This is a genomic window from Pseudomonas lutea, assembly GCF_000759445.1.
Classification (GTDB): domain Bacteria; phylum Pseudomonadota; class Gammaproteobacteria; order Pseudomonadales; family Pseudomonadaceae; genus Aquipseudomonas; species Aquipseudomonas lutea.
Genome location: NZ_JRMB01000001.1, coordinates 1520368 through 1529603, shown reverse-complemented (window position 1 = coordinate 1529603; position 9236 = coordinate 1520368). Strand labels below are relative to the sequence as shown.

Genomic DNA, 9236 nt, shown 5'->3' with positions numbered 1-9236 from the left:
TCGGTCCGGGGTCTATGCGGGGTTGAGTGGCTGGTCCAGCAAAGCGTCGACGCTTCGGTCCAGGTCGTCGCCGTTGATCACTAGGTTGTCCGGCGTCAGGCCGGCGAATAGCCCACCTTTGTGTACGGATTCGACGTCGGCCTCGCGGAGCACGTTGTACCGAGCAGCGTCCCGACGTAGGCGCCGTACCTCGTCGCGCAGGGAATCAAGCTCCTGTCTATCGCCTCCGTGGTCCCGGCCTAAGCCCCAGAACGTGTGGCCCCAATGGTCCGCGGGCGGTGGGCAACGGTCGTCATAGCCGAACTTCATTGATTCAACGATGCTGTCGCATAGATCACGCTTGTAGGCGTTGTCACCGTCGATGCTCAGGCCCGCCCGCCGGAGCGTGCTGACTACCTCATCCAAGCTGATGCCCTTGTCCTTTAGCATGATGTCGAGGCTCGGCTTGCCTTCCTCGTAGACCACTAGGCAAAGCTTGGCGCCCGGCCACAGTTGATCGCTGATCCGGACAAGCGAGTCGTTCGCGACTTCGTGAAATCGTTGAGTTGCAGACATAGGAATTCCTCGCCCGCCGTACACCGGCAGGCATGTGGATAGATGGGGAAGGGGTTAAGCTCGGTTGCCGCGTTTGCAGAACCAGTCGAGCGCATCACAGATGAGGGGGCTTTCGTACCAATCCTCGATTTCTCGCCGCTCGTGCTTGTCGCGGAAGAAAAGCGGGCCGAGATAGCTATGCCAGCTCATATACACGCGGGTGCCATCGGCGAGCGGTAGCCGGAAGAATGGCGAGCCACAAACGAATCCGTGCTCGATGCGCATGCACGCCATGGGGCTACTCCGTACCGATCAGATATTTCGGCTCAGTTGCTTCGCCCAGCCATTGGCGGAGCGTTCCCACGACGAAGTGCTCGTCCTCGTCGCGCCACTCCTGATCCAAGGCGCTATCGCTGGCGAGTTCGACGTCGAAGTCATCCGTGTTTTCATGGAGCCAGTCGCCGCTCATTTCCGCCATAACCGCCAACGCCTGCTCTGGGTTCTGCGCCGCGACCCAGTCGCATTCGCCAACCTGGTAGCAGAGCAGTGGGCCATTTTCAGGATCGAAGGTGTAGCGCTCTCCTGCTATCGCCTCGTCGATAACCCTGTCGAGTTCGGCGCCGTGCAGGATGTCTTCATGGCCGGCCATGCCCACGACAATCCATTGCTCTTCAGGCAGCGTTACCGGTGCGCTAGCTTTTGGCTCCCGAAGGAAGCGGTAACGATCGGCAAGAGGGTGATCTTCTTCAGCGCTGCGTTTCAGCCCTTCGACGTTGGCGATGATGGTGCCAGGGCAGCGCCGGTGATTAGAGCCGATAGACTGCAGAGCCTCGAAAACCCCATCAGCAATTCGGACCAGCTTGTAGACGGCTTCGACCGGATCTTCGCCTTCCTGCAAGTTGAGCAGGCTCAGGAGATGTTGAAGTTCGGAGGGGTTGAGCTTTTCAGGCATGACTTCGTCCTCGCCGCATATGCAGCAGGCAATAAGTGGTAGGTAGGAGTAGGGTGGTCTGGCGATCATGAAAATCTTCATGAGATCGCTGGAGGTCTAGTTGTACGACATACAAGCGTTTCGAAAAGCGATGTGCGCCGCCCTGGCTGAATACCGAGCAGCGAAGATAGATGTGATCGAGGACATGCGCCGATGTAATTATGGAAGAGCTGGCTCGCAGGCAAAGCGAGCTAGGTTCAACCTAGCCATGGATGTTTGGATTGGGCTTCCCCGCTTCTTTTATGGCACCGGGTGAAACCTCGCGCTGAGTGGCCTTGGCGCAGCAGGCAATAGGGATAGGGTTATCAGGGGTGTGTAGCCAAGCTCATGACATGTTCGGGCAGTGTGGAACTAGGCATCCGTCTGAAACGTCGAAGATCAATGCGGTCGATGATCGACTGCCACCAAGGGGCATCCCCATGCAAGCCGCGGACGATTTTAGATACGACTCTCATCACCTCTTGCTCGCGCTTGATGCCTCCACTGTTCAGATGATGAAGCTAGTTATCTTATCCGATATGGGGTCGGTTATTTGGGACAAGGCCGTGCGTGTACATCACGAGGCTTACAAGGCGCTTCATGCACACTTAGAGCATCCTGATGCTGCTGGGCACATGGCAAATTTAGCGCGCTAGACACATCACCTTTTCTGCCATCTCCGTGATGGAGCCGCGTCCAATGCGCGGGGCTTTTGCGTTGAATGCCGGGTAGTTGTAATCGGGCAGGCCCGTCATGGGCCCGCTTAGGTAGATGCGTTGCATGGGGATTTCCTCGATCAGGCCGCGCCTGTGAGCACCAGCTGCTCATCACCGCCGCGCGACAGGCCCGCATGCAGTTCTACCCGCTGGCCCGCAAGCATCCCCGCGATCTGGGCGTTCATGTCGAGCTCGGTTTCTCGCGGTTTTCGCGACTTTCCAACCTTCTTGTCAGCCAGGTATTGATCGATGAGGCCCTTGTCGTGTACTTGCACAGCCACTAGGTCGCGGCTTTCACTCGCCCGAGCAGCGTTGTCGTCTTCGCCGCGTGGGACCAACGCCTTCAGCTTCCCGTATACCTGTCCAACCCAAGCCAGGGCGAAATGATCAGCCGCCGTCTCAGCGCTGTAGGCGCTTCGAAAGACTCCCGCTCGCACTCCTGACGCATAATCTTTGCGGGCCTGGGTTAGCTTGGTAAGAAGCGCTTCATAAGCGTAAAGAGCGATGTGCTGGGCGGGAGTTACGCCGACGAAAACGGCACGCTCAACGAGTCTGTCTTTGATCCTGCACCATTGCTTGCTCCGCAAAGAGGAGCATCCGAATACCTCGGCAACAGCGGCGCCTAACTGCTGATCCCACTGCAGCCGCCGCTCAATGCGGGAAAACTGCGACTCCACCTCTCCGACATCACTTAGCTTCACATCCATTTCGGTGAGGCGGTACTCGCGCATCAACGCCTGGGCCTGGCGAAGCGCTGTTGCTGCTTCGTTCTCGTTGGCGCTTTGAGCCAGAGCCAGGCAATGCTTGATCTTGCGGATCGCCCGCTCAAGCTTTTTATCGTCAATCGGTTCGGTGTTCATACGGGTTCCTCGCCAGTGGTGTGATTCGTGGAAGTCAGGTATTGGTGTGCTGGCCGACATGAAGCCGGTTGCCAAGTGGGGAATATTTAGATGGCTGAAAAACAGTTCCAGACTTTCCAGCTCGATACCCCGCTGCAGCTGTTGTTGAAGCTCGCTTGGGGCGTGAAGGAATTGAGAGCGTCAATGCGGTCTCCCGACGAGGCAGGAGAGTTTTTCCCGACGGTATATAAGGCATTCGACTGCGCCATCACCGCCTGGCACATGGCTGACTGGGTATGGGCAAAGATCGAGGACAAGGATGCGGTTTTGAAGAAAGTCCCTTCTCAGTACGCGAAGCGTCAGCACTTTGCACAGTTCCAGGCTCTGCTATGTCATGAGAACAAATACATTCGTATATGCAGACACATCGCCGACAGCAATAAGCATTTTGGTGTCGACCATCGCCCGGACCCAAACTTGAAGGTTTCCGTGGACTGGACCGTGAAATCCATTTTTGCAGCTGGAACTGCCGTGGGGAGGCCGCTGGTCGATCGATCTTACCAACTGATCGTCAATGACTCGGGGGAGCAGTACGAAGCGCTTGAGGTGATGATTGGCGCATTAGAGTACTGGGCGAACGAACTCGGAGAAACGGCAGTTCTGCAGCTGTTAGACGATTGACTGGCGGCAGCTCTTGGTTCGATCCATATGATGGAAAAAATGGCCTACGCTTACCGCTCCACAGGAAGGGATACGGTCATGAGCGAAGACAGGGAATTGGCATTTAAAATGGCGCTTGAGGCGGTGCTGAACGCTGCGCGCACCCTTTGTGTAGACATCGACGAGCTATGCGAGACGGCTATCAACTCGCTAACAATTATGCCGAGCAACATCTCGCCAGCTGTGGTCTCAGCCATACGAGAGATCGAGGTCGCTGCAGATGCCCTCGATTATGGTACCGGCCCACACCAGGAATGACCTGTGTGACACGTAGAGGTAACGCCGTGGAGCGGCCTGAAAGGGAAACGAGGCTCAAAGAGGCGACGAAGGATTTGCGGTTAGCCATCCGCTGCATACGCGAGCTTTCCAAAACGCCTGGGATCTCTAAGACCGTCTGGGATGCCGCTTGGCAGTGGCAGGATGAGTCGCACAAGCGGTGGCGCCATGAGCTCGATGAAGTCGGGCGGTTATCTTCCATCACGACAGCTACTTCCGACCTGGTGCAAGCCCGCCGCGTAGATGAAGTCTTAAGCCAAATACCCGCCACGTCGAGTGGCAAATAGGTTGGTGGTGGGCTATACGTGGTGACCGGCATTGGGCCGGGTTATGGGAGTGTTATATGGCAAATGTTCGTGAAATAGCGCTGGAGCAAGCATTGATTGCAGTACTGGGCGCAGTCCAGGATATGGGGATTGATGTAAACGAAGTCAGCCAGAAAGCAGGCAGTTTGGTCCTTGGGCACAGCAAGTACCGCCAAGTCGAGCACCCGCATGTGAGCAATGCCCATCAGGAGATTGACCAAGCCCGCGATGCGGTCATGGCGAAAGCGTTGACTGAATAATTTCGTCGCCCGGGTCGGCTCTAAGTTCGGCTTGCGCTTTGCTCTCGTACTGACGCGCTAGTTTCTGGCTAACCACGAAAGCTGGCGCGTCAGGCTTGCGCAGGCGCCGGGCCTGCTCCTCGTAGGGCATCGACAAGAACGACAGAGCCAGATCCTGCCACAGCTCCTGCACTTGGCTGTAACCATGTTCAGCCATCGCAGTATTAATGCCTGATCGTACGCTCGCTGGCGCCTCGATCTTCAGCACTTCGATGCCCATCTTTGCTTTGATTTCTGCCTGCCGCTCCCGGTACGCCGCCGAGTGCTTCGCGGCTGCTGTCTGCTCCATTGCGTGAGTCTCCGATCGGTTGCGCTGGCATGCTGAGCCAGGTCTGCCGCCTGCGCTGGTTGGCGCATTTGAATAGACGCCGCATCAGGTAGCCGCGGTGAATGTGATGCCGTGCTCCCGGGCGGTGAGCGCAACGGTGCGAGTGTCGACGCCGATCTTCATGCCGATCTGGCGAGCGTTCAGGCCGGCCTCTGCAAGCGCCAGGATCCGTGGCGCACGCTTGGCGCGCTTGGCCTTGAGCGTTTCCAGATGATTCGTGGTGCCCAGCAGCGGGGCGTTGGCGCTGACGCCTTGGTCGATGTGCTGGATGCGGTGGCCGGTTGCGAGGAAGTGATCGATCTGCGCGGACAGCTGCGCGATCGCCTGCTTGTGCTGGTCTGGCACGCTCTCGCCGATCATTGCACCAACCTCGAAACAGGCTGTGCCTCAAGTTGCTGCGCGAAGTTCACAGCTTCCTTCCAGTTGTTGAACCCGCCGCGCAGAGCGCCGGTTGCGAGCTCAACGACGCTGTACGAGTTGCGCGCTTTGCTCAGTACCTGAAAGCGGACATTGCTGCCAGGCATGGCCCGGTCGGTCCGTTTGCTGAACTCGCCGCGGGCGGCGCTTGAGCGTTGGAGCAAAGCGCCCAGCTCGACGATACGATCTTGAAATGCCTGGTGCATGGCGATTCCTCTTGTGGTTGTGCGTGTACTCGTCAGCACTCTGGCCACCTGACGAAGGCCGATTGGGCGCAGGGGAGAGTGCTGACGGGTAAACGCTGGGTATAAAAAAGCCCTGTCGACGCAGGGCTTTTCACATCTCGCTGGTTCACAACGCCTCCGTACGTGAACCTTGCTTGCCGGCGCCGCCTGATGCGGTAGGCCGGGGGTCTCTCGTTTACATGGCTGCAAACCCTCGGTGAGTTGATAGGCACAATGCAGGTGGGCGGTTATAGGCCGCATATTCGTCCGCATCGGAGAGTGATCGAAACACCAGGGCGCAACCCCTGCTTGTTTCCCGCCGCGTTTTTGGTATTGGCCGTCTCGCTTGTACCGGCCCAGGACATTCACGGGGCTTTGCGATCCTAGCGCTGCAGCCCGCTCGGGCACGCTTCGCTCACTCTCCGATGCGGCCTGGCGCTGGGGAGTACCAGGGCGTCGGGCAGTTAACGTCAGGCTGACGCTGGCGCTGGTTGTCTATCGATTGGTGCCTTCGATTTCGGCGTGGGCGGCCTGCAGGTCTTCGATCAACCTCAGCCGTTCCTCGCTGCTCAAGTGGCGCACTGCATGCAGCAGGCCCTGGTAGAGCTCGCCGTCGAACTCGGCGTCGCTGTCATGCCCGGTAATCGCGTAGGCGATTCGAGCGCGCGGCGTCGCGCTCCCTTTAGCTGAGCTCACTTCCAGCCGTCACGGTCAAACCATCGCCCGATAGCTGGGCCAACGTTGGCGCCCAGTATGCCAATTGACAGGGCCATGAAGGGCACGCAGAACAGCACGAATATGCTGCCAAGGCCCCAGAAGAAAAGGCTTGTAGAGACTATGAAGACCACGACCGGTAGGACCGTTTTCTTCTGCGTTGCGGTTATTGCCATTGGCTAACTCCGGTTGATTTCCCGTCTGGCCCTGTTGCCAAGGCCAGCCAGTGAAATCTTTCCCATTGCCGCCGGGGTGGCGGGGCGCAGTGCTTGCCGGGTCATTCACGCGGTTCGGACGTTTCGTCGTCGATCAGCCGTCCAGGGTTCTCCCTGTCGTTGGCAGGCTTTCCTCGTTCGCCTGTCTGATCGCCGGTCGCCGGTAGAGGCAATGCGGTCTGTTGATTTGTTGCGGCTGTTTTTTAAAGAGCGCCGCAGCTTTCGCCGCTGGCGCCAGGGTCGCTGGCGTTGAATTTAATTTAGCCCTGAGCTAAACGATAGTCAATAGCTCAGAGCTAAATAATTTCGCTTGTAGTGAAACTACAGTTCGCCAGTGGTTTTGCTGTGATCGCTTCAATTGGGGGTTGTGGCATCCATTAGCAGCCAGCTAATATTCGCCAATACTGTACATGCATACAGCTATCAAGGAGAGGATTATGGCGAAGACGCAAAAAACCGAGCCCCAAGAGCGCGTGACAATGTCTAGCTTGGAGCGCCTCAACCTAAGGGTGGCGAGCATGATCAATCACCCAATCGCCCAAGATCAGATGTGGGTAACGATCCATAAGCTGGAGACTGACGGGGAGAGGGAGTGGGGCGAGGTGATGGGTGCGATCGCGGAGGTGGACGGGATCGAGATGATCTTCAACGATGAGGACTGTTCCGTCACGCTGAAGTGGGAGGCGCCATCAGAGGAGGATCCCCGCGTTCAGCTGCGGGACGAATTCGAAGCGGTGGAGGAGGCTGCGCCTTTCTGACGGGCACAAAAAAGCCCGCCTAAGTTGGCGGGCATTTTTCAGTTTTTGGGCGTTGATGGAGTCGACGATAAAGGCTTGGCAGAGGGCGTAGATTGTGCGGTAGCCGATGAGGCCTGTTCTGACTTTCCTAGTTGGAACGCCGACATCATGTTAGAGGTTAGTGCAGTGTTAAATCCCGCTATTCCAAGCACGATGGCGATTACACTAGATACCGCAGTGACGATGAGCGTTGTTTTCATCGAGCTGATACTAGCCTTCGTCTCTCCATGATCTTTACTGATCTGAGTGAGAGCAGCATCTAGGCGCTTATCTCGTTCAGCCTGTGCAGCCAGAAATCCGTCGATTTTTGACAAAACAGACTCGGCCCGAGCGTCCATCTTAACTTCGATGGTCTCAAGCTTTGCGTTCAGCTCATCGCGAGTAATGTCGCTCATGCTATGACTTTTACCTCGTTGCGGCGGAGTTTTAGCAGTCGATCCTGAGCGGCCGTTCCACATCTCCAATAGCAGACCTTCGTGCAGGGCTTTGTACTCCGTTTCGTGCCAGCCTAACGCCGTGCGAAGATCTATCTCGGCTTTTTCTGTTACCCACCAACCTGATTTAGGCGCATTGCCAGGCTGCGAGCTTACCAGCGTCAGCGAAGGCGGAGGCTGCATTATTAGTCTTCCCGTTTAGGCTGGTTGGCAAGCATAGAGCTCAACAGTTCGACCAGCCCCCGTGCGGCAGTTTCAGACATGGTGATCGTAGCTACATCCAACCGATAAGTGAGGATGTCATCCTCATTCAATGTCAACTGTCCGCCGTCAAGGGTCTCGGAGACCACCTCCGCAGCATCTCTTCCCATAGCGATAGAGAACATTGTCGATTGAGGGCCTTGGAGTCCAGCTACGGCGAACCGTTCGACATGTTCATGAATGTGTGTGGCGGATTTTCTGTGCTCAATCTTTTTCGTATCAGTCATGAAATCGTCCCTTGAAATGCAATGTGATAATTTTAAAAGGCCTCGTCAGGCCTTTCTAGCGTTCCAGATCAGCAGGACCTTGGCATGAATCGTGACGTCGTCGATCCTTGCTGTCTGGTTCTCGTAATGCTGGTTGTCTGAGATCAGCCGGTAATTCTCTTCGTCCAGCCGCATCACGCGCTTGATGTACAGTTCTTGGTGCCAGGTCAGCACGTAGATCCCGTCACCGATGAAGTCTTGCACGCCTTTGTCGACGATCACGAGGTCTTTATCGTTGATGGTTCCTTCCATGCTCTGGCCCCAGCCACTGATCATGGCCAGCGCAGTTTTTGAGGTGTAGCTGACACCCTTCTCGCGGAGGATTTCTTCTCTCACCACCAGGTTACGCACTACCTCGGTGTAATCCGGCGGCACCTGTCCATGGCCCATTGCTGCCCGGATATCGTACTGGCGGATGACGATCTCTTCGTTGGTAGGTCGCAAGCTGGAAAAGTTGCCAGGCAGGATGCTCGACGACCTCTCGTCCGGCTCTTCAGCCGCTGCTACGATCCGATCTCGAGCCTCCAACGACAGCCCCTTCACCTTTGCCAGCATTTTCTTGACCAGGTCCGCTGCCGTCGAATTTTGAATCTCGTCGCCGGCTTGGCTGGGTGCTTGAGTTTGAGGAGCAAGTGCCCCCGCGCCAGCATCTCCAAGTGCGTCGAACCATCCTCTCGGTAGCCCTTCAACCGCTTCGATACGGCGGGCCACGTCATCGCCTAGGTTCTTCGCAGTCTTGTCAGACAGGATCTGGCTCAAATGCGCAGGTGCCATCCCCCAGCGTTCAGCGCAGGCGCCTTTCTTCTGGTTGCCAATTAGGTTGATCAGCTGCTGCTTGCGGATTGCATAGATGTCCATGCGCGCAAGGATGCCAGTGTTTAGCTCAATGCTAAATGTGCTCAAAGCTAAATATTCCTTGCT

General features: G+C 56.9%; 16 protein-coding genes. 4 read left to right on the top strand and 12 right to left on the bottom strand.

The features are described from left to right. Positions 1-12: 12 nt before the first annotated feature. From LT42_RS06440 to LT42_RS06415, 5 genes are all read right to left on the bottom strand, one after another. Positions 13-555 (bottom strand): hypothetical protein, encoded by a 543-nt coding sequence (locus tag LT42_RS06440; protein ID WP_070356512.1) that lies wholly within the window; start codon positions 553-555, stop codon positions 13-15. Between the two features lie 54 nt (positions 556-609). Then, the gene (locus LT42_RS06435) at positions 610-828 is read right to left on the bottom strand and encodes a hypothetical protein (RefSeq protein ID WP_037010853.1); all 219 of its coding nucleotides are present in this window, start codon (positions 826-828) and stop codon (positions 610-612) included. Positions 829-832: 4 nt separating this feature from the next. Further along, positions 833-1486, bottom strand: coding sequence for a hypothetical protein (locus tag LT42_RS26180; RefSeq protein WP_037010851.1), 654 nt, complete (start codon positions 1484-1486; stop codon positions 833-835). 662 nt (positions 1487-2148) lie between these two features. Continuing rightward, entirely contained in the window at positions 2149-2286 is a 138-nt protein-coding gene (locus LT42_RS26175) for a DUF4406 domain-containing protein (RefSeq protein WP_081955330.1), read from the bottom strand. A gap of 14 nt (positions 2287-2300) precedes the next feature. Next, positions 2301-3080 carry a DUF2786 domain-containing protein gene (locus tag LT42_RS06415; RefSeq protein ID WP_037010842.1) on the bottom strand — a complete coding sequence of 260 codons (780 nt, stop codon included), beginning with the start codon at positions 3078-3080 and terminating at the stop codon, positions 2301-2303. Between the two features lie 90 nt (positions 3081-3170). Here LT42_RS06415 and LT42_RS06410 point away from each other — a divergent pair, with 90 nt between their 5' ends. From LT42_RS06410 to LT42_RS06395, 3 genes are all read left to right on the top strand, one after another. Continuing rightward, positions 3171-3740 (top strand): hypothetical protein, encoded by a 570-nt coding sequence (locus LT42_RS06410; RefSeq protein ID WP_037010840.1) that lies wholly within the window; start codon positions 3171-3173, stop codon positions 3738-3740. Positions 3741-3818: 78 nt separating this feature from the next. Then, entirely contained in the window at positions 3819-4037 is a 219-nt protein-coding gene (locus LT42_RS06405) for a hypothetical protein (RefSeq protein WP_152597600.1), read from the top strand. 361 nt (positions 4038-4398) lie between these two features. Continuing rightward, a complete protein-coding gene (locus LT42_RS06395; RefSeq protein WP_037010831.1) occupies positions 4399-4620 on the top strand; it encodes a hypothetical protein in 222 nt (73 codons plus the stop codon). Here the strand turns inward: LT42_RS06395 and LT42_RS06390 are convergent. The 4 genes from LT42_RS06390 to LT42_RS06375 form a co-directional block, all read right to left on the bottom strand. Further along, positions 4595-4948, bottom strand: a complete 354-nt coding sequence (locus LT42_RS06390) for a hypothetical protein (RefSeq protein WP_037010828.1) — start codon at positions 4946-4948, stop codon at positions 4595-4597. The genes LT42_RS06395 and LT42_RS06390 overlap by 26 nt on opposite strands. Before the next feature lie 84 nt (positions 4949-5032). Further along, positions 5033-5347 carry a hypothetical protein gene (locus LT42_RS06385; RefSeq protein WP_037010826.1) on the bottom strand — a complete coding sequence of 105 codons (315 nt, stop codon included), beginning with the start codon at positions 5345-5347 and terminating at the stop codon, positions 5033-5035. After that, a complete protein-coding gene (locus LT42_RS06380; RefSeq protein WP_052075147.1) occupies positions 5344-5610 on the bottom strand; it encodes a hypothetical protein in 267 nt (88 codons plus the stop codon). Before LT42_RS06380 ends, LT42_RS06385 begins: the two co-directional genes overlap by 4 nt. A gap of 513 nt (positions 5611-6123) precedes the next feature. Further along, the gene (locus tag LT42_RS06375; RefSeq protein WP_037010824.1) at positions 6124-6324 is read right to left on the bottom strand and encodes a hypothetical protein; all 201 of its coding nucleotides are present in this window, start codon (positions 6322-6324) and stop codon (positions 6124-6126) included. Positions 6325-6994: 670 nt separating this feature from the next. Between LT42_RS06375 and LT42_RS06365 the strand changes: the two genes are divergently transcribed. After that, the gene (locus LT42_RS06365; protein ID WP_037010819.1) at positions 6995-7315 is read left to right on the top strand and encodes a DUF1654 domain-containing protein; all 321 of its coding nucleotides are present in this window, start codon (positions 6995-6997) and stop codon (positions 7313-7315) included. A gap of 38 nt (positions 7316-7353) precedes the next feature. On the opposite strand, the gene LT42_RS24870 is transcribed toward LT42_RS06365, so the two are convergent. Genes LT42_RS24870 through LT42_RS06350 form a run of 3 tightly spaced genes read right to left on the bottom strand, consistent with a single transcriptional unit; the run spans position 7354 to position 9173 of the window. After that, positions 7354-7971 (bottom strand): hypothetical protein, encoded by a 618-nt coding sequence (locus tag LT42_RS24870; protein WP_052075136.1) that lies wholly within the window; start codon positions 7969-7971, stop codon positions 7354-7356. Between the two features lie 2 nt (positions 7972-7973). Beyond that, positions 7974-8276 (bottom strand): hypothetical protein, encoded by a 303-nt coding sequence (locus LT42_RS06355; protein ID WP_037010817.1) that lies wholly within the window; start codon positions 8274-8276, stop codon positions 7974-7976. Positions 8277-8321: 45 nt separating this feature from the next. Further along, positions 8322-9173, bottom strand: coding sequence for a S24 family peptidase (locus LT42_RS06350; RefSeq protein ID WP_037010814.1), 852 nt, complete (start codon positions 9171-9173; stop codon positions 8322-8324). Positions 9174-9236: the final 63 nt, after the last annotated feature.